Origin of the sequence: Halomonas sp. EF61 (assembly GCF_040147045.1) — a bacterium.
GTDB classification, from domain to species: Bacteria; Pseudomonadota; Gammaproteobacteria; order Pseudomonadales; family Halomonadaceae; genus Halomonas; species Halomonas litopenaei.
In genome coordinates this window covers 1,479,146-1,498,752 of sequence record NZ_JAMSHM010000001.1, presented here as the reverse complement: position 1 = coordinate 1,498,752, position 19,607 = coordinate 1,479,146, and the positions used below count along the sequence as shown (strand labels likewise).

Annotated in this window: 18 protein-coding genes and 1 pseudogene; 14 read left to right on the top strand and 5 right to left on the bottom strand. The window is 66.6% G+C overall.

The window, feature by feature from the left end:
* Positions 1–302: 302 nt before the first annotated feature.
* From NFI08_RS06560 to hemC, 4 genes are read right to left on the bottom strand one after another with little or no spacing between them, the layout of a single operon-like run.
* The gene (locus NFI08_RS06560; protein WP_045993949.1) at positions 303–1,529 is read right to left on the bottom strand and encodes a heme biosynthesis HemY N-terminal domain-containing protein; all 1,227 of its coding nucleotides are present in this window, start codon (positions 1,527–1,529) and stop codon (positions 303–305) included.
* Positions 1,526–3,103, bottom strand: a complete 1,578-nt coding sequence (locus tag NFI08_RS06555; protein WP_349588134.1) for a uroporphyrinogen-III C-methyltransferase — start codon at positions 3,101–3,103, stop codon at positions 1,526–1,528. The genes NFI08_RS06560 and NFI08_RS06555 overlap by 4 nt, the downstream gene beginning before the upstream one ends.
* 25 nt (positions 3,104–3,128) lie before the next feature.
* Entirely contained in the window at positions 3,129–3,893 is a 765-nt protein-coding gene (locus NFI08_RS06550; protein WP_349588131.1) for a uroporphyrinogen-III synthase, read from the bottom strand.
* Positions 3,893–4,825: a hydroxymethylbilane synthase gene (hemC, locus tag NFI08_RS06545; protein WP_045993946.1), complete on the bottom strand. Its 933-nt coding sequence runs from the start codon at positions 4,823–4,825 to the stop codon at positions 3,893–3,895. Before hemC ends, NFI08_RS06550 begins: the two co-directional genes overlap by 1 nt.
* 330 nt (positions 4,826–5,155) lie before the next feature.
* Between hemC and argH the strand changes: the two genes are divergently transcribed.
* From argH to NFI08_RS06505, 8 genes and pseudogenes are all read left to right on the top strand, one after another.
* Positions 5,156–6,571 carry an argininosuccinate lyase gene (gene argH, locus NFI08_RS06540; protein ID WP_108131863.1) on the top strand — a complete coding sequence of 472 codons (1,416 nt, stop codon included), beginning with the start codon at positions 5,156–5,158 and terminating at the stop codon, positions 6,569–6,571.
* A 32-nt stretch (positions 6,572–6,603) separates the two neighbouring features.
* A pseudogene (lptM, locus tag NFI08_RS22855) lies at positions 6,604–6,714 on the top strand (LPS translocon maturation chaperone LptM); the annotation flags it as partial.
* 83 nt (positions 6,715–6,797) lie between these two features.
* Positions 6,798–8,105, top strand: a complete 1,308-nt coding sequence (gene lysA / locus NFI08_RS06530; protein ID WP_108449493.1) for a diaminopimelate decarboxylase — start codon at positions 6,798–6,800, stop codon at positions 8,103–8,105.
* Positions 8,105–8,938, top strand: a complete 834-nt coding sequence (dapF, locus tag NFI08_RS06525; RefSeq protein WP_108449492.1) for a diaminopimelate epimerase — start codon at positions 8,105–8,107, stop codon at positions 8,936–8,938. Before lysA ends, dapF begins: the two co-directional genes overlap by 1 nt.
* A 115-nt stretch (positions 8,939–9,053) precedes the next feature.
* Entirely contained in the window at positions 9,054–9,773 is a 720-nt protein-coding gene (locus NFI08_RS06520; RefSeq protein ID WP_045993941.1) for a DUF484 family protein, read from the top strand.
* Complete coding sequence (locus NFI08_RS06515; protein ID WP_108449540.1) at positions 9,766–10,746, top strand: tyrosine recombinase XerC; 981 nt, start codon at positions 9,766–9,768, stop codon at positions 10,744–10,746. The genes NFI08_RS06520 and NFI08_RS06515 overlap by 8 nt, the downstream gene beginning before the upstream one ends.
* On the top strand, positions 10,743–11,501 hold the full coding sequence (locus tag NFI08_RS06510) for an HAD family hydrolase (protein WP_240184269.1): 759 nt from the start codon (positions 10,743–10,745) through the stop codon (positions 11,499–11,501). Before NFI08_RS06515 ends, NFI08_RS06510 begins: the two co-directional genes overlap by 4 nt.
* 75 nt (positions 11,502–11,576) lie before the next feature.
* Positions 11,577–12,710: a fimbrial protein gene (locus NFI08_RS06505; protein WP_162816506.1), complete on the top strand. Its 1,134-nt coding sequence runs from the start codon at positions 11,577–11,579 to the stop codon at positions 12,708–12,710.
* Positions 12,711–12,750: 40 nt separating this feature from the next.
* Here the strand turns inward: NFI08_RS06505 and yihA are convergent, their stop codons facing one another.
* Positions 12,751–13,359, bottom strand: a complete 609-nt coding sequence (gene yihA / locus NFI08_RS06500; RefSeq protein WP_108449490.1) for a ribosome biogenesis GTP-binding protein YihA/YsxC — start codon at positions 13,357–13,359, stop codon at positions 12,751–12,753.
* A 233-nt stretch (positions 13,360–13,592) separates the two neighbouring features.
* On the opposite strand from yihA, the gene NFI08_RS06495 reads away from it, so the two are divergent.
* The 6 genes from NFI08_RS06495 to NFI08_RS06470 all read left to right on the top strand — a co-directional run bounded on the left by NFI08_RS06495 (position 13,593) and on the right by NFI08_RS06470 (position 19,540).
* Complete coding sequence (locus NFI08_RS06495; protein ID WP_045993937.1) at positions 13,593–14,213, top strand: c-type cytochrome; 621 nt, start codon at positions 13,593–13,595, stop codon at positions 14,211–14,213.
* Between the two features lie 214 nt (positions 14,214–14,427).
* On the top strand, positions 14,428–15,069 hold the full coding sequence (locus NFI08_RS06490) for a thiol:disulfide interchange protein DsbA/DsbL (protein WP_045993936.1): 642 nt from the start codon (positions 14,428–14,430) through the stop codon (positions 15,067–15,069).
* A complete protein-coding gene (locus tag NFI08_RS06485; RefSeq protein WP_045993935.1) occupies positions 15,066–15,890 on the top strand; it encodes an endonuclease/exonuclease/phosphatase family protein in 825 nt (274 codons plus the stop codon). The genes NFI08_RS06490 and NFI08_RS06485 overlap by 4 nt, the downstream gene beginning before the upstream one ends.
* A 315-nt stretch (positions 15,891–16,205) precedes the next feature.
* Positions 16,206–16,766 (top strand): TRAP transporter small permease subunit, encoded by a 561-nt coding sequence (locus NFI08_RS06480; protein WP_124805047.1) that lies wholly within the window; start codon positions 16,206–16,208, stop codon positions 16,764–16,766.
* Positions 16,767–18,170: a TRAP transporter large permease gene (locus tag NFI08_RS06475; RefSeq protein ID WP_108131869.1), complete on the top strand. Its 1,404-nt coding sequence runs from the start codon at positions 16,767–16,769 to the stop codon at positions 18,168–18,170.
* Positions 18,171–18,436: 266 nt separating this feature from the next.
* Complete coding sequence (locus tag NFI08_RS06470) at positions 18,437–19,540, top strand: TRAP transporter substrate-binding protein (RefSeq protein ID WP_045993932.1); 1,104 nt, start codon at positions 18,437–18,439, stop codon at positions 19,538–19,540.
* Positions 19,541–19,607: the final 67 nt, after the last annotated feature.

Genomic DNA, 19,607 nt, shown 5'->3' with positions numbered 1-19,607 from the left:
CAGACCTTACCTGCAACGCTTCTGGGGCGACCTACGGGCCGCCCCTTTTTATTGATCGAATCGCCAGGGTGCCGACCCCTGACGCCACGCTCTGGCGCCACAGCTCTGACGACACAGGCGTGGCGGCAGCTACACGCCGCAACCGGGCCTGTACTCGCCTTCAGCATGGTGACGCCACGTCGCCGCCCCCTTGGCTGGCGCGGCGCACGAGACCCATCCACCAGGACCACAAACGCCACGGGCGGGGCCGAAGCCCCGCCCGTGGCGTTTGTGGGTACTGCTTAGTAGATCGAACGCCTGGCTCAGGCCTGCTGAGCGTCGCTCGGCTGCGGCAACGAGGGCAGCGACTTGTCGAGCAGCTCGACGCTCTGGCGATAGTAGAGCTGGCTCTTGTTGTGCTCGCCCAGGTTGGCGTAGAGCCGCGCCAGCTCGGCACAGACCACTCCGCTGGGACGTTGACGCTGGCTCGCCTCGAAGTACTCCTGGGCCTTGCCCCAGTAGGCGTTGCGCAGCGCCAGGCGACCCAGGGTCAACAGCAGGTCGGGATCATTGGGCCGCTCCTGCAGCCACTTCTCGGCGGTCACCAGCTGACGCGAAGCGTCTACCCCAAGCAGGCCATAGCGCAGCACCAGACGGCTGTCCCAGTTGGTCTTGAGCGAGTGGCGCAGCAGTTTCTCGGCGATCACCTGTTCGTCGCAGCGCACCAGCGTCTCGACGTAGAGCACCAGCAGGTCGATGTTGGTGCGCAGGTACTCGGGCATGTCGGACCACAGGTTGCGCACCCGCTCGATATCCTCGGGATTGCGCGTCTCCTGCAGGATCAGCTCGCGGTAGGCCTGCAGCTCGAGCTGTTCACGCTCTTCCCGGGCGATCAGCTGCTGGTCGGCCAGACGCGGCAGCAGGCGACGCAGGCCATCCCAGTCGCTGACGCTGATATAGGCGGCCTTGAGCTGCTTGAGCACCTGAGGATGGCGCGGCAGATGACGGTCCAGACGGGTCAGGATCGCCAGCGCTTCCTCGTACTGCTGGCGGTCCAGCATCAGCTGGGCCTGCATCATGCCTACCGCCGGATCGGCGCCGTCGGTGGAGATGTGGGCCCGCTTCAGCAGGGTGTCGGCCTGGTCATAGCGGCCCTGGTAGTGGGCCGCCAGGGCGGCAGACAGGTAGTTGACCAGCGGGGTGCTGGAGTCATCGGCAGCCTTGACCAGGGCCTTCTCGGCGCGCTTCCAGCGACCTTCGGCCAATGCCACCAGGCCGCGCACGGTGCGCTTCATCGCGGTGCGATTGCGTGCCCGCGAGTTCCACACCTTGAAGCGGCTGACCGGACGGCTCAGGCGGAACAGCACGCGCAGGGCAAAGTGCAGCACCATGAACAGGGCCAGCAGGATCACCAGGCCAAACCAGAACGAAGTCTGGAAGGAGGTGTCGCCCACCCGCACCAGCCAGTAGCCGGGCACCGACATCATCAGCTGACCGAACAGCGCCCCGAGCGCGAGGCCAACGACAATGAGCAGGATCAGCTTTCTCATGCGTTATCTCCCTGGCCGGAAGCGCCCGCTTCGAAGCGCTGCTCGATGAACCGGGCCAGCGCCTGCTGGGAAGCGCTGATATCGGGAAGCTCCGGGCGGATGGACTTGCCCTTGAGCTCGCCCAGACGAGCGATCACCGACTGCACCGACTCGTCGTCGACGTCGTAGTAGCCTTCGAGCAGGGTGATGGCCTTGTCGAGGCTGGCCTCGTACAAACCGGTCTCTTCCTTGAGCAGGGCCAGCTGGGACTGCTCCAGCACCAGACGCAGGCTCTGACGCAGATAGGACTCCTGCTCCGGGGTGATCAGGGCTTCCAGCGCCTGGTCGTGGTGGCGAACCGTCACCAGCTCCTTGAGCTCTTCACCGACCCGTGCCAACTGCTCCTGCCAGGCACCGGAAGGAGCCTCCTCGATGGTGGTATCGGCGGTGAACTGCTCGATGTCCTGGGCCAGCGGCAGGCCGGCGATCTGCTCCTGCTGGGCGTTCAGGGCCAGGTAGAGGCCAGTCCGGTCAACCTTGGGCACCGTCTGCAGGGCGGCAAGCTCCTCGGCGATGGCGCGGCGTACCGGGACCAGTGCCGGATTGTTGGCCTCTTCCAGGCGAGCGTCGGCGGTGCGCAGCAGCGCCGCAGCACCTTCGACGTCACGCTCGAGCTGCAGGCGCTGATTGGCCAGACGCAGCAGGTAGGCGGCCTCGGCGTGCAGCCAGTCACGCTCGTCGGCGTTCTGTTCCTTGGACAGCTCGGCCAGTACCCGATCGAGGGTCTGGTTGACGTCGGACTTGTAAGCGTCGAAGTCGCTCTTGATGCCGTCCACCGCCTGGCCCATGGTCTCGCGACGCTCGGCAAGGCCGCTTTCCAGCTGGGACGACAGCTCCTGGACCTCGGCCACGCTGGGGCTGTTCTGCTTGAGCTGGTCGATGCGCGCGGACATGGCCTGCTGCAGCTGCCAGCCCTTCCAGCCGACAAAGGCCACGCCGGCGATCAGGATCAGCACCAGCACCAGGGCCACGACGCCGGCCTTCCCTCCACCAGAGCCGCCGGAAGACGAGGTCGCGGCACCGCCGGCGCCGGCAGAAGCCCCACCGTTACCACCCTTGCCTGCCGCTGGGCTGGGCTTGTTGTCACTAGCTTTGGCGCCACTGGCCTTGGTGTCACTGGGCTTGCCATCGCCGGGCTTGCCGGCACTGGCCTTGCCGCTGTTGTCGGGCTTGCTCGCACTGGGCTTGCCGTCGCTGGGCTTGCTGGCACTGTCCCCGGCGGTGCCCTTCGCTGCAACCGGAGCGGCGTCACTCGGCGTGGCCTTGGCGGTGCCTGCGCTCGACGCCGTGGCGCCGGCAGGCGATGAGCTGCCCGTCGCCGCAGCGGGTGTGGAGGATGCCGCGCTGGCACTGGACGAAGTGGATCCGGTCGAGCTGCTGCCACTCTTGTCGCGACGCCGCGACCGCCGCTGGGAGCCCCCCTTGCCCGCGCCGCCCTTCGAGGCGTCCGTGCCTGAGGTCGCGCTTCCTGTGCCCTGCTGGCCGGAAGCGGACGGGGTCTGCTGCTCGTCCTGATCGTGCTGTTGGTTGCTCATCTGTCGCTAGCCCTTTTAGAGATCTTCATTCGCCATCCTCTGGGTCGCAGGTCCTTGCCACCGCGGCCGCCAGCGCCGCAGGAGACGCGCCAGACGCCACGACCGGGATGCGAAATCCCAGCGTTTTCGCCAGTGTAGCCAACCGCTGGCTGGATACGACAAGCGGTTGTTGAAAGGCGGCCTCTGAACACCATCTTGCCAGATGTTCAAGGATTTCTCCGCTACTGACCACCAACGCCTGATAGCCCCCTTGTTCGAGCCATGTTCTGGCCCCGGCGTCGGGAGTGATCAGGCGACGTCGATACACCTCGAGACGCGTGACACGCGCGCCCCTCTGCCCCAGGGTGTCGCCCAGCAGCGGGCGGCCACCTTCGCCCGCCACCAGCAGCACTCGCTGGTGCTCCAGGCGCTGCAGCGAGGCCAGCGCCAGCAAGGCCTCGCTGGTCTCTTCTCCGGCGGCGGGGGCAGGCACCCTCACCTTTAGCCCCAGCGCCTGGTGCAAGACCATCGCCGTGGCCTGCCCGACGGCGTACAGTTCAAGCCCCTGGGGCAGCTGTGGCCAGTAGCGATCCAGCGCCTCGACCAACCGCTCGGCGGCGGCGGGACTGATGACTACCACCTTATGAAAGTGGTCGATGTCGAGCCAGGCCGAGCGCACATCTGCCGTCTCTGGCACAGTTTCCTGTCGCATCACCTCGAGCCGCTCGGTGCTGAACCCCTTGTTTTCGATGGCCTCGGCCAGCGCCTGGGCGCGTTCGCCGGGCCGGGTGATCAGTACCGGAGTGCCCATCAACGCGGCCCGTAGACCTCGGCCAGGATATCCCCGGCGCCCTGCTCGAGCAGCTGCTCGGCGACGCGGATCCCCAGCGCCTCGGGTTCGTCCACCGAACCACGCCCCTCGGCACGCAGCACGCGGGAACCGTCGGGCGTGCCGACAAGGGCTCTCAACCACAGGGTTCTGCCATCGTCCTGATAGATGGCGTGCCCACCGATGGGCACCTGGCAGCCGCCTTCCAGACGTGTATTCATGGCCCGTTCGGCACGCACTCTGGTCGCCGTCTCGATATCGTCGAGCGGTGCCAGCAGCGACACCAGCTCGGTGTCGTGCATGCGGCATTCGATGCCAAGCGCGCCCTGACCACAGGCCGGCAGGCAGATCTCCGGCGGCAGCTCCTGGGCGATACGTTCACCCAGCCCCAGCCGCTTGAGCCCGGAGGTAGCCAGCAGGATGGCGTCGAATTCGCCAGCGTCGAGCTTGGCCAGGCGAGTCTGGACATTGCCACGCAGGCTGATGACCTCGAGGTCAGGGCGGGCCTCGCGCATCTGCAGTCCGCGGCGCAGGCTGGAGGTGCCCAGACGGGCGCCCTCGGGCAGGTCCTCGAAGCGAGCATAGTCATTGGAGACGAAGGCATCGGTAGGCTCGGCGCCTTCCAGGATCACCGACAGTCCGAGACTCTCGGGAAACTGCATCGGTACATCCTTCATGGAGTGCACCGCGATATCGGCGCGACCGTCGAGCATCGCCTCCTCGAGTTCCTTGACGAACAACCCCTTGCCGCCAACCTTGGCCAAGGGCGTGTCGAGAATCTTGTCGCCGCGGGTCGACATCGGTACCAGCTCGACCTCGAGCCCGGGGTGAATCGCCATCAGGCGATCGCGAACATGTTCGGCCTGCCATAGGGCCAACTGGCTCTTGCGCGTCGCGATACGCAGCCTGGACATCTGTTGCACGTTGCTCTCCCTGGTCGGGCTTGCGACCAAATCGCCGCGTCCGCCATGTTAAATGAATGACGTCATCATAAAGCACGGTCTCCGTCAGTAAAATCGACGGCGACGGGACCCGTTGCCGCGCCTGCCAGAAGCGCCCGCTGCCACCCTCGTTTCAGGGGCTGATGCCGCACCGTCCTTGCCGGCCCGCTGCACCCTCGCCTCAAGGGCCGACTCTGGTACACTTTGGGCATACCAACGACAACGGCTGCCGGCTCCGTCAGCGCCCTCGGCGCCGGCCACCGATCACGTCGCCATCGCATCGTCATTCAGGAAGTCCATTCAATGAGCCAGACCACCAACCAGTCCTGGGGCGGCCGCTTCAGCGAACCCACCGACGCCTTCGTCGCTCGTTTCACCGCCTCGGTCGATTTCGACCAGCGCCTGGCCCGCCATGACATCCAGGGCTCCATCGCGCATGCCACCATGCTCGCCCAGGTTGGCGTGCTGAGCGAAGAGGAACGTGACGCCATCCTGACCGGGCTCAAGGAGATCGAGACGGAGATCGCCGAAGGGCGTTTCGAGTGGTCGGTGGCGCTGGAAGACGTGCACATGAACATCGAGGCACGGCTGACCCAGAAGATCGGCATCACCGGCAAGAAGCTGCACACCGGGCGCTCGCGCAACGACCAGGTGGCCACCGATATTCGCCTCTACCTGCGCGAGGAGATCGACCTGGTCGCCAGCGAGCTGGCGCGGCTGCGTGCCGGGCTGATCGAGCTGGCCGAGGGCGAGGCCGACACCATCATGCCGGGCTTCACCCACCTGCAGACCGCTCAACCGGTGACCTTCGGCCACCACCTGCTGGCCTGGCAGGAGATGCTGGCCCGCGACCATGAACGCCTGCTGGACTGCCGCAAGCGGGTCAACGTGCTGCCGCTGGGCGCCGCCGCCCTGGCCGGCACCACCTACCCCATCGATCGTCACCTGACCGCCGAGCTGCTCGGCTTCGAACGCCCCGCCGAGAACAGCCTCGACGCGGTCAGCGATCGGGACTTCGCGATCGAGTTCACCGCCTTCGCGAGCCTGCTGCTGATGCACCTGTCGCGGATGAGCGAGGAGCTGGTGCTGTGGACCAGCGCCCAGTTCGACTTCATCGACCTGCCCGACCGCTTCTGCACCGGCTCCTCGATCATGCCGCAGAAGAAGAACCCGGACGTGCCCGAGCTGGTACGCGGCAAGACCGGCCGCGTCTACGGTCACCTGATGGGCCTGCTGACGCTGATGAAGTCGCAGCCGCTGGCCTACAACAAGGACAACCAGGAAGACAAGGAACCGCTGCTCGATACCCTGGATACCGTCAAGGGTTGCCTGCGCGCCTTCGCCGACATGGTGCCGGCCATCGTCTCCAAGGGCGATTCCATGCGCGAGGCCGCGCGCAAGGGCTTCTCCACCGCCACCGACCTTGCCGACTATCTGGTACGCAAGGGCGTGGCCTTCCGTGACGCCCATGAAATCGTCGGTCAGTCCGTGGCCTACGGCATCGAGAGCGGCAAGGATCTGTCGGACATGAGCCTCGACGAACTGCGCCAGTTCTCCGACGTCATCGGCGAGGACGTGTTCGAGGTGCTGACCCTGGAAGGCTCGGTGGCCGCCCGCAACCATATCGGTGGTACCGCCCCCGACCAGGTGCGCGCCGCTGCCCAGCGCGCCCGTGAGGCCCTCAAGACCCTTGCGTCCGGCCAGGGAGGCGCCCAATGAACCGCCTCGTCAAGGTGCTGCGACCCGCCCTGTTGCCGGCCCTGTTGCCGGCCCTGCTGCTGGCTCTGATGGCCCTGGCGGGCTGCGGCCAGAAAGGCCCCCTGTACCTGCCCGGTGACGAAGAAGCGGCGGAGCGCTACGGCCCCCGCGAAACCGTCGAGGACGAACAGGGCGAAGAGGACAGCCAGGAAAGCGACCAGAGCGCGACCGAGGACGAGAGCTGAGCATGGATCACTTCAACTACCGAGACGGCGAGCTGTACGCTGAAGAAGTGCCTCTGGCCCGCATCGCCGAGGCGGTGGGCACCCCCTGCTACGTCTATTCACGTGCCACCCTGGAACGCCACTTCCAGGCCTACCGCGAGGCGCTGGGTAGCCACCCGCATCTGATCTGCTACGCGGTCAAGGCCAACAGCAACCTGGCGGTGCTCAACGTGCTGGCGCGCCAGGGTGCCGGTTTCGACATCGTGTCTCAGGGCGAGCTCGAGCGGGTGCTGGCCGCCGGGGGTGACCCGGCCAAGGTGGTGTTCTCCGGCGTCGCCAAACGCCCCGACGAGATGGCGCGCGCGCTCGAGGTCGGCATCAAGTGCTTCAACGTGGAGTCGCGCCCAGAGCTTGAAGTGCTCAATGAAGTGGCCGGCCGCCTGGGCAAGGTGGCGCCGGTGTCATTGCGGGTTAATCCCGACGTCGACGCGGGCACCCATCCGTATATCTCCACCGGGCTCAAGGACAACAAGTTCGGTATCCCGGTGGACGAGGCGCTGGAGGTCTACCGCCTGGCCGCCGAACTGCCGCACCTCAAGGTCACCGGACTCGACTGCCATATCGGCTCGCAGCTCACCGAGATCGCTCCCTTCCTCGATGCCCTGGAGCGTCTACTGGTGCTGCTCGACCGCCTGCGCGAGGAGAACATCGAGGTCTCGCACCTCGACCTGGGCGGCGGCCTCGGCGTGCCCTACAGGGACGAGACGCCGCCGGCCCCGTTCGACTACGCCTCGAAGCTGCTCGAGCGCCTGTCGCGCTGGGACGGCGGCGAGCGCCTGACGCTGCTGTTCGAGCCGGGCCGCTCGATCGCCGCCAACGCCGGCGTCATGCTGACCCGGCTGACCTACGTGAAGCCCGGCGAAACCAAGAACTTCGCCATCGTCGACGCGGCCATGAACGACCTGATTCGGCCCTCGCTGTACCAGGCCTGGCAGGCGATCATCGAAGTCGACACTCGCCTGGACCGCGCAAGCGACGTCTATGACGTGGTCGGCCCGGTGTGCGAGACCGGCGACTTCCTCGGCAAGGAGCGTCAACTGGCGGTGGCCCCCGGCGACCTGCTGGCGGTGCGCTCGGCAGGCGCCTACGGCTTCGTGATGGCCTCCAACTACAACAGCCGCCCGCGTCCGGCGGAGGTACTGGTGGACGGCGACAGCTATCAGGTGGTGCGCCGACGCGAGACCCTCGAGGACCTCTGGGCCGGTGAGTCGCTGCCCGGCGAATCGCAACCGGGATCGGCATCGGGATCGACGTCAGGAGCACCGCGCTGATGCTTCTGCACTTCACCAAGATGCATGGCCTGGGCAACGACTTCATGGTGGTCGATCTGGTCACCCAGCGGGCCCGCATCGAGGCCGAGGAAATCCGCCGTCTGGCCGACCGGCGCTTCGGCATCGGTTTCGATCAGCTCCTGGTGGTGGAACCGCCGCGGGACCCGGACATGGACTTTCGCTACCGGATCTACAACGCCGACGGCAGCGAGGTCGAGAATTGCGGCAATGGTGCGCGCTGCTTTGCCCGCTTCGTACGTGACAAGCGGCTGACCCACAAGCGCCAGATCCAGGTCGAGACCGCCGGCGGCCCGCTGGTGCTGGACGTGCATGACGACGAGCAGGTCAGCGTCGACATGGGTGCCCCGCGCTTCGCCCCGCCGAGCCTGCCCTTCGAGGCCGACGAGGACCGCCTGCGTCACACCCTCGAGGTCGACGGCGAGACCCTCGAGATCGCCGTCGCCTCCATGGGCAACCCCCACGCGGTGATCAAGGTCGACAGCGTCGACCAGGCGCCGGTGGAGCGCCTGGGACCGCTGGTCGAACACCACCCGCGCTTTCCCAAGCGGGTCAACGTGGGCTTCATGCAGGTGGTCTCAAGCCACGAGATTCGCCTGCGGGTGTTCGAGCGCGGCAGCGGCGAGACCCTGGCCTGTGGCACCGGCGCCTGCGCTGCGGTGGCCTGCGGCATTCGCCAGGGCCTGCTCGAAAGCCCGGTGACCGTCCACCTGCCCGGCGGCAGCCTGACGATCCGCTGGGAAGGTGGCGAGCGCCCCTTGATCATGACCGGCCCCGCCGAGCGGGTGTTCGATGGACGAATTCCGCTGCGTTGACCCCAGGCGCACAGGACTCGACGGGACTGGGCTAAGCTGCCAGCAAGGTACCGGTCCCTCGCTTTCCCGGAAACTCGATCCAGCCTAGACATTGAACTCCAACAGGAAGACGCGCATGCCTCAAGCCGCCCCAGAGCCCCGCAAGACGCTCGACCCGGACCGCGTCGCCGAATGGCTGGCGCGCCACCCGGATTTCTTCGTCGGTCGCGAAGGCCTGCTGCAGAGCCTCACGATTCCCCATCCGGAGACCCAGGGCGCCACCTCGCTGCTGGAACGGCTGGTTCATGACCTGCGCAAGCGCGCCGAAGGCGCGGAACTGCGGCTCGAGCAACTGCTCGACTCGGCCCGCCACAACGAGGCGCAGTATCGGCGCACCCGCGAGCTGGTGCTGGCACTGCTGGAAGCACAGGACAACGACGCCCTGGGCCAGGCCCTGGCCACCCAGCTAAGCGAGCGCTTCCAGACGCCAGCGGTGTCGCTGTGGTGCCCCGCCAGCCTGACCGATCGCGACCCCAGACCGCCCCAGGCCCCGCGTCACGTGCTCGACGACCACACCGGCCAGCGCCTGACCGCGCTGCTCGATGGGCGCGCCAGCCGCTGTACCCGTCTTACCCCCACCGACTGGAAGCGCCTGCTGCCCCACGCCAAGGCGCCGACCAAGTCGGGCTCCTGCGCCATCGCCCGCATGACCCTGGGCGAGCCCCAGGGCTTTGTGGTGCTGGCAAGCCCTGATCCCGACCACTTCCGTGCCAGCATGGACACCCTGTTTACCGAGTACCTGGCCGAGGTGCTGGTGCGCCTCAGCGTGCGCCTGTGCGAGCGTGATGATGGCTGAAAAGGCGGCTGAGACGACGGCTGAGACGACGCCCAAGTGGCAGCTTGCCGGCGCGGTAGCGGACTTTCTCGATGAGCTGGGACGCACCGCCAGTGCTGCCACCGTCGACGCCTACCGGCGTGACCTGGCCACCTTCGAGAACTGGTGGCACGCCCAGGCCAATGACACCGACGCCAGGCCGCCGGATGATCAGGCCCTGACGTCCCACACGCTCAGGCGTTTTCTGGCCGCCGAACGCAGCCGAGGCATGGCACCACGCAGCCTGAAGCGCCGCCGCGCCGCCCTGTCGCGACTGTGTGAACACCTGGTGGCGGCTGGCCGACTCGACTACAACCCGGTCGGCCTGAGCCGCGGCCCCCGGGCGCCGAAGGATCTACCGCGGCCGGTGGACGTGGACCTGCTGGCGCGCTTTCTCGACACCCCCCACGATGGCTCGCCGCTGTCGGTACGCGACCAGGCGATGCTGGAGCTGCTCTATTCCAGCGGGCTACGGCTGGCGGAGCTGGCGGCGCTGGATCTCCCCGACCTCCACGGCGGCCGGGTGCGGGTCCTCGGCAAGGGCAACAAGCCGCGCCAGGTGCCGGTGGGCTCGCGTGCGCGCCAGGCCATCGACCAGTGGCTCGGCGTGCGCTCGGTGCTGGCCGCCGACGGCGAAACGGCGCTGTTCGTCGGCCAGCAGGGCCACCGGCTCGGCCATCGTGCCATCCAGGCACGCCTGGTCACCCAGGCCCGCCGGCGCGGCCTGCCGGAGCACCTGCATCCCCACCGCCTGCGCCACTCCTTCGCCAGCCACCTGCTGGAATCGAGCCAGGACCTGCGCGCCGTCCAGGAGCTGCTGGGCCACGCCAACCTGTCCACCACCCAGGTCTATACCCGGCTGGACTGGCAGCACCTGGCGGAGAGCTACGACAAGGCCCACCCCCGCGCGCGGCGCAGCCGGAGCGACGACAGCCATCCCGGAGACACCCCTTGATCGACCACGCGGCAGCGGACGACTTCAGCCGACTCAAGGCCATCACCTTCGATCTGGACGACACCCTGTGGGACAACAGCGGCGTCATGCAGCGCACCGAGCAGGGCCACGTCGACTGGCTGACCGAACAGCTCGGCGCCTGGCAGCGCGGCCGCGAGGAGCCGTTGACGCCCCCCATCGCGCTTTCGGACTACCTGCGTGAACGCCAGGCCCTGGCCAGGCGTAGCTGGTCGCGGCGCGGCGACTTCAGCTGGCTGCGTGAACGCACCCTGATCCAGCTGCTGGAGGAAAGCGGCGTCAACCGGGCGGCGGCCCACTGGTGGGCGGCGCTGGCGATGCAACGTTTTCACTCGCTGCGCATCCTGGTCAAGCCCTTCCCCGACACCGACGCCATGCTGGAAAGGCTGAAGGGGCGCTATCGTCTCGGCAGCATCACCAACGGCAACGTGGCCTTCCACCGTCTGCCGCTGGCCCGCCACTTCCAGGCGCGTATCGCCGCCGGCGAGATGTTCGCCCCCAAGCCCGATCCGCGGCCCTTTCTGGCGATGCTGGCACGGCTTGAGGTCAAGGCCTGCGAGACCCTGCACGTGGGCGATTCCTGGGAGGAAGACGTGCTGCCGGCGATTCGCCTGGGCTTGCGGGCGATCTGGATCGCGCCGCCAGAGGCCGAGACGGCTCCCTTGCCACGCGGCGTGACCCGACTGTCTCGGGTCACCGAGCTGCCAACCCTGCTCGGTGAGCATCAGGATCAATAAAGCGAGAAAAACCCCGGCGACCGCCGGCGCCACGTGGTAAACCGGCAGGCACCTGTACCCTGAGTGCCTGCCGCCATGCCCCGCCCGCTCTATCGCCCCCTCGCTTCATCACCGCCGACCCGGCGTCACCTGCGACGAGTGCTCAAGCTCGGGCTGGCGTTTGCTCTGGTTTCGGGACTGGGGCTTGTTTCGGGGCTGTCTTCGGGACTGCTTTCGGGGCGTGTTTCAGGACTGGGGCCCGCTCTCGCCCTGCCCCTGGGCATCGCGCCAGCCCTGGCGGCACGCCCTACCTGCGACACCGTACGCCCGCCCGGTACCTGCGGCCTCTACAGCACCGGCATGTCCTACCCCTCGACCTTGTCCGGCACCACGCCGGAAGGCAACACCGCGGGGATAGCCTCCTTCCACACCACCTACGCCTGCCAGACCGGCAGCGACGGCCGCGTCTATATCCTGCTCGATACCCAGGGTTCCTACGACAGCGCCACCGGTGACGCCAAAAGCGCAATACCGGGCTTCTACTTCGACAAGGCCGACACCAGCATGGGCGGCCATCACCACCAGACCCTGGTCGCTTCCCTGCGCACCGCCAACCATGCATCTGGCTGTGTCTCCGGCAGCGTCACGAAGGAGATACCGATCGTACGCCATGGCGACACCGAACCGGGCAACTACGAACAGTTTACCTACTGGCCTCATACCCACGTGGCGACCAGCACCGGCGCCAGCGACAACTATACCGGTACGGTAGTCGGAGTTGGCGGCGCTTACGTCACCGTGATCGAGAGCACCTGCAAGATGTGGACCCCCTACATCATCCTGCCCGATATCGACCTCAGCGAGCTGCCGGGAGCAGGATCTCGGGGCGGTACCACCACCGCCTACCTGAGCTTCAACGACTGCGATGAGGTCAACATGGCGGATCTGTCCATACGCTCGGGCGGCGCCAGCGTCATCAACGCCCGCCAAGGCATCCTCGGCAACGCCGACACCTCAGGCGGCGGCGCCAAGGGCATCGGGCTGGCGCTGGAAATCGACGCTTTTTCAGCCCACGACTTCGACCCCGTGGACCTGTCTGGCTCGCGAGCGGTTGGCCTGATGGGGGAGGCGCCCAAGGTTCCGTTACGCGTCAGCTACTACCGCTATGCCGAGCAGGCATCCGGTGGGCGCGTCAAGGGACTGCTGGAGGTCACCGCTACGTACAAGTAGCCGGCGGGCTCGTCAGGCTGGCTAGGGCTCGTCAGGCTGGCTAGCCTTCGTGCGCAAGCCAGCCGTCCAGGCGCCGATGGGCCTCGTCGACGCCCTGGCGCTTGAGCGCCGAGAAAAGCTGCACGCTGACCAGGTCCTCCCACTCACGCAGCCGCGAGCGCACCTGCTGCAGGGCATTCTTGGCCGCGCCCTGCTTCAGCTTGTCGGCCTTGGTCAGCAGGATATGCACCGGCAGGTCGCGCTCATCGGCCACATCCAGCAGCGCCAGGTCGAACTCGGTCAATGGGTGACGCACGTCCATCACCAGCACCAGCCCCTTGAGCGAAGCTCGCTTCTGGAGGTATTCGGCCAGGTGGCGCTGCCACTCCAATTTGACCTTTTCGGGCACCTTGGCGTAGCCATAGCCGGGCAGGTCCACCAGCCGGCGCTCGCTGTCCTCGCCCAGCGAAAAGACGTTGATGAGCTGGGTGCGACCCGGCGTCTTGGAGGTACGAGCGAGCGCCTTCTGTTGGGTGATGGTGTTGATCGCGCTGGACTTTCCGGCATTGGAACGTCCGGCAAAGGCGACCTCGACACCAATGTCTTCGGGGCATCGGGCCAGCGTCGGCGCACTGGTGAGGAATCGGGCCAAGGAGTAGTTGAAAGCCATGAGATGGAAGAAATCCTGACGGTGATCAAAGGTAGGGTCGAGGGCCCTGGCATTCCCGCCCCCGGGGTGTTTGGTTATAGTAAGCTTTGAGGCGGCTGCGACCCGGGGAATCATCATAACATTGTGCCGCTGTCGCCAGCGACCGGCCTCAGCGCGGGCGCTTCCCCCTGCAGTGAAGGCCACGCCTTCCGCGGGACCGTGAAAACATTAAAAACGGCATAAGTGAACTAGCGATGAGACAGTTACTGGCAAGCCTGGCAATCTCCATCGGCGTCGTCGGCGCCGCCCATGCCGACCTCCAGAGTGACGCAGACGCCGCCGCAGGACGCGACAAGGCCACCGCCTGCGCCGCCTGTCACGGCCAGACCGGCGCCAGTATCGCGCCGACCTTCCCCAACCTGGCCGGCCAGCAGGCCTCCTACCTGGCCAAGCAGATCATCGACATCCGTGACGGCACCCGTCCGGTGCCGCAGATGGCGGGGCAGGTGGACAACTTCAGCGACCAGGACGCCTGGGACGTGGCCGCCTTCTTCGCCGGCCAGGACCCGGTGGTGGGGCAGGCCAAGGATGACGAGGCGTTGCTCGAGCGCGGCGAGGCGCTCTACCGCGCTGGCGACCTGGCCAAGGGCATCCCGGCCTGCAGCGCCTGCCATGGCCCGACCGGCAGCGGCATCGGCTCGGCGGTCTATCCGGGGCTTTCCGGCCAGCACGCCGGCTATGTGGTCAGCACCCTCCAGGCATTCGCCTCCGGCGCCCGCGCCAACAGCCCCGGTGGCGTGATGGCCGACATCGCCGCCAAGATGAGCGATGCCGACATGGAAGCCGTGGCCAACTACGTCCAGGGCCTGCACTGATCGATTCACCTTTCGATGCGTCCCGCGGGGCGGCCCTTGTGGCCGCCCCGTTGCGTTTACCAGCAAAGATAGACATGCGACGCCTGCCCAATCGGGATATTCGGGAACCCTTCGAACGTTGTAGACTCAAAACAGCGTTCGCTTTGCGGCTCCAGGTTCGTCGCGCCCTCGCGCCGCCATGGCATGCCCGCCTCAATCAAGGAGAAAACATTCTATGCTGAAGTCACTGATGATGGGCCTCGCTGGCCTTAGCCTGTCGACCATGGCGGTCGCCGCCTCGATCACCGAGGGCGAGGACTACACCGTCGCCCCCAATCAGGTCGAGCTGGGCAGCGACGATGGCAAGATCAACGTGACCGAAGTGTTCTGGTATGGCTGCCCGCACTGCTACTCGCTGGAAGATCCGCTCAATGCCTGGGTCGCTGAGCTGCCCGATGACGTCGAGTTCGAACGCATGCCGGCCACCCTGGGCGAGACCTGGGTCAAGCACGCCAAGGCCTTCTATGCCGCCCAGCAGCTCGAGATCCTCGACGAGGTGCACGAGGACTTCTTCGACGCCATCCACCAGGAAGGCGAGCAGCTTACCGAGCCAGCAGACATCGCCGCCTTCTTCAGCGACTACGGTGTCAGCGAAGAGCAGGCGCTCAAGGCGCTGGACGGCTTCGGCGTGAAGTCCCAGATCAATCGCGCCAGCGCCACCATGCGCAACCTCGAACTGATGGGCGTCCCCGCGCTGATCGTCGATGGTCGCTACATCGTCTCGCCGAGCACCGCCGGCAGCCTCGACAACATGCCGCGCATCGCCGAGGCGCTGGTGGAGCAGATCCGCAGCGAACAGGAGTCTGGAGCCCAATGACGTCACTGGCCGAGGAACGCCACCCCACGCTGGACAGAGGTCACCTGAGGCTGGTGACCTTCAACCTGCAGGTGGGTATCCAGACCTCGGCCTACCACCACTACCTCACCCGTAGCTGGCAGCACCTGTTGCCTCACCCGCGTCGGCAACGACGTCTGGACATGATCGCCGAGGTGCTGTCGCACTTCGACATGGTGGGGCTACAGGAGGTGGACGGCGGCAGCTTTCGCTCGAACCAGGTCAATCAGCTCGAGTACCTGGCCATGCAAGGCGGCTTCCCCCACCACTATCAGCAGCTCAACCGCAACCTCGGTCGACTTGCCCAGCACAGCAATGGCCTGCTCTCCCGGCTGGCACCCAGCCGCATCGAGGAGCACCGCCTGCCGGGAACCCTGCCCGGCCGGGGCGCCATCCATGCGCGCTTCGGCCAGGGCCCCGAGGCCCTGCACCTGTTCGTCGCCCACCTGGCCCTGGGCCAGCGCACCCAGAACCTGCAGCTCGACTACCTCAGCGAGCTGATCCAGCCACTCAAGCACGTGGTGGTGATGGGGGACCTGAATTGCACCCCGGATCGCCTGCACGCCCACGACCGCTTCTGCGCCTCGTTGCCGCTGCATCCGGTGCGACCGGCACTGAGCTACCCTTCCTGGCGCCCCAGCCGAGCGCTGGACCATATCCTGCTGTCGTCGTCGCTGGAGGCCGATGAGGCCGAAGTCCTCGACCGACTGTTTTCGGACCACCTGCCGGTGGCCGTCGACATTCGCCTGCCCCAGCCCTGCCTCGCCGCCATCCAGGCCGATCAGCCCGAGCAACCTGCCTGAACCGCTCGCCTGAGCTTCCCACCTGAGCTTCCCACCTGAGCTACCCGTCTGAGCCGCACGCCCGACCCACCCGCCAGAGCCATCCTGTCGGCGGCGGACGCCACGCCAGCGGACCTCGACTTTTGGTGTCATGACAGTGCTACCTCGACTGCCGTATAGTCAGCGTTGACGTGCACCGAGATTCGCTAATGTCTCCGCGTGCCACACTATCCATGACGCCAGGTCCCCCCGGCAAGCCGACGTCCTGCCCTGGCGACGGCGTGCCCGGGCGCCAGCCTGGACAATGATCGCCCTGACACCACCAGCGAGTTCCTAATGTCTACATCTTCCGGCTTGCCGGGGCCACTGGCGGCCCTGGACGCCTTCTCCGAACGCCTTGGCAGGGGCCTTTCCTGGCTGATCCTGGCGATGATGATCATCCAGTTCCTGATCGTGGTGCTGCGCTATGCCTTCAGCGTCAACAGCATCCCCATGCAGGAATCGGTGATGTACATGCACGCCGCCGTGTTCATGCTGGCGGCGGCCTACACCCTGAAGCACGGCGGGCACGTGCGCGTCGACATCTTCTATCGAGCGATGTCGCCCAGGCGCAAGGCGCTGGTCGACCTGCTCGGCACCCTGCTGCTGCTGCTGCCGGTGATGGGCTTCGTGATCGCCACCAGCCTCGGCTACGTCGGCAAGTCCTGGGCCATCTTCGAGGGCTCACCCGACGCCGGTGGCATCCCCGGGGTGTTCCTGCTGAAGACGCTGATACCGGCCTTCGCCGTGCTGATGATTGTCCAGGGCCTCGTCGAGATCTACCGCAATATCCTGATTTTAAAGGGACGTCTCGACCCCAACGCCCTTCCCCATGACGCCGACGAGGAGCACCTGTAAATGCTGGAGTTCATGCCCCTGGTGCTGTTCGGTGTCATCTGTACGGTATTGATGTTCGGTTTTCCGGTCGCGCTGTCGCTGGCCGGTACCGCCCTGGCCTTTGCCGGGCTCGGCTACGGCCTGGAGTCCCTCGGCATCGATGCCAACTTCGACGGCAGCTACCTCAACGCCTTCCCCAATCGCCTCTACGGCATCATGACCAACACCACCCTGCTGGCGGTGCCCTTGTTCGTGCTGATGGGCGTGCTGCTCGAGAAGTCCAAGGTCGCCGAAACCCTGCTCGACGCCATGGCCCTGCTGTTCGGCTCGCTGCGCGGCGGACTCGGCATCTCGGTGACCCTGGTCGGCATGATGCTGGCCGCTTCCACCGGCATCGTCGGCGCCACCGTGGTCACCATGGGCCTGATGTCGCTGCCGACCATGCTCAAGCGCGGCTACAGCCAGTCGCTGGCCACCGGCACCATCTGCGCCACCGGCACCCTGGGTCAGATCATCCCGCCGTCCATCGCTCTGGTGCTGCTTGGTGACGTGCTGTCCAGCGCCTACCAGCAGGCCCAGCTGTCCATGGGCATCTTCAGCCCCAAGACGGTGTCGGTGGGTGATCTGTTCATGGGGGCGCTGGTCCCGGGCCTGATCCTGGTGCTGGTGTATATCGTCTACGTCAGCCTGGTGGCGCTGTTCAAGCCCAGCGCCGCCCCTGCCGCCGATCGCCAGGAACTGATGGCCGAGCTGGGCCACACCTCGGGCATCGGCCTGTTGCTGCTCAAGGGCCTGGTGCCGCCCATCGTGCTGATCGTCGCGGTGCTCGGCTCGATCCTGGCCGGACTGGCCACCCCCACCGAGGCTTCCGCGGTGGGTGCCTTCGGCGCCCTGGTGCTGGCTCTGGCCTATCGTCGCCTCGATCTGGCCACGCTCAAGGACGTGCTGCGCTCCACCACCCACGTCACCACCATGGTGTTCCTGATCCTGATCGGCGCGGCGCTGTTCTCGCTGGTGTTCCGCGCCTACGGCGGTGAAGAGCTGGTCACCCATCTGTTCGAGAACATGCCCGGCGGGGTAGTCGGTGCCACCATCATCGTGATGCTGGTGATCTTCCTGCTCGGCTTTATCCTCGACTTCATCGAGATCACCTTCGTGGTGGTGCCGATCGTCGGTCCGATTCTGCTGGCCATGGGCCTGGATCCGATCTGGCTGGGCATCATGATCGCGATCAACCTGCAGACCTCCTTCCTGACGCCTCCCTTCGGCTTCGCCCTGTTCTACCTGCGCGGGGTGGCCCCGGAGTCGGTGCCGACGTCCGCGATCTACCGAGGCGTGATTCCGTTCATCGTGCTGCAGCTCGGCATGCTGCTGGCCCTTTCGTTCTTCCCGGAACTGGCCACCTGGCTGCCTGAGCAGTTCTGATGCCGAAAACCTCGACGCCGGGCCCTGTCACTCTCGACGCTGGCCCGCAGCTCGCCACCTGGCTGCCGGAGCCGTTCTGATCCGGCGCGTTGGCGATGCGTGGACGGCAGCCCACGCCGGGGGGCGCCCCCGGCGTCTATAGTTGCCCGACGAGCCATCGCCCGCTTCACGGCGTCTCGGGCCATCCCGCGAGACGCCAACTACCCGCCGGCCCTACCCTGGCCGGCAGGTCCCGACAACGCCAATACCATACAAAGGGGACTTACATGCAACGCAGCTCAATCGCCAAGGCCATTACCCTCGCCGGTGCCTCCGGTCTACTGCTGGTCGGAGCCCAGGCCCAGGCCCAGGACACCTTCGAGTGGAAGCTGGTCACCTCCTGGCCGAAGAACTTCCCCGGTGTCGGCCAGGGTCCCGAGCGTCTGGCCAAGCTGGTCGAGGAAATGTCCGACGGCCGCCTGACGATCGAGGTGTTCGGTGCCGGCCAGCTGGTACCGGGCTTCGAGGTCTTCGACGCCGTCGCCGAAGGCACCGCCCAGATGGGCCACTCTGCCTCCTACTACTGGAAGGGCAAGGCGCCCGCCGCCCAGTTCTTCGCCGCCGTGCCCTTCGGCATGAACGCCCAGGAAATGAACGCCTGGCTGCACTATGGTGGCGGCCTGGAGCTGTGGAACGAGCTCTACGATGACTTCGGCGTCGAGGTCATGACTGCCGGCGCCTCCGGCGTACAGATGGGCGGCTGGTACAACCAGGAAATCAATTCTGTCGACGACCTGGACGGCCTCAAGATGCGCATGCCAGGCCTCGGTGGTGAGGTCATGAACCGCATGGGCGTGGCCATCGTCAATATGCCCGGCGGCGAGATCTTCACCTCGCTGCAGTCCGGCGCCATCGATGCCACCGAGTGGATCGGTCCGTACAACGACCTGGCCTTCGGCCTGCACCAGGCCGCCGAGTACTACTACTACCCGGGCTGGCATGAGCCGACGGTGATGTTCGAGGCCATCGTCAACGATGAGGCCCTGGCCGAGCTGCCCGCCGACCTTCAGGCGATCCTGCGCACCGCGGTACGCGACGTGAACCAGGACGTGCTGGACGAGTACACCGCGCGCAACAACGATGCCCTGGCCACCCTGATCAACGAACACGACGTCCAGCTGCGCAAGCTGCCCGACGACGTGCTCGCCCAGGCTCAGGAGATCTCCGCCGAGGTGGTGCAGGAACTGGCCGACTCCAGCGATATCGCCGGTCGCATCTACGAGTCGTACCGCGACTTCCAGGACAAGGTGGTGAACTACCACGCCATCTCCGAGCAGGCCTACTACAACGCCCGCAACCCGGACGGCGGCACCGACTTCGGCCAGGAGTAACCCATCCAGAAGGTGTCGAGCATTGCCGACACAAGCACCCAGGGGCCGCCTCGCGCGGCCCCTGTCC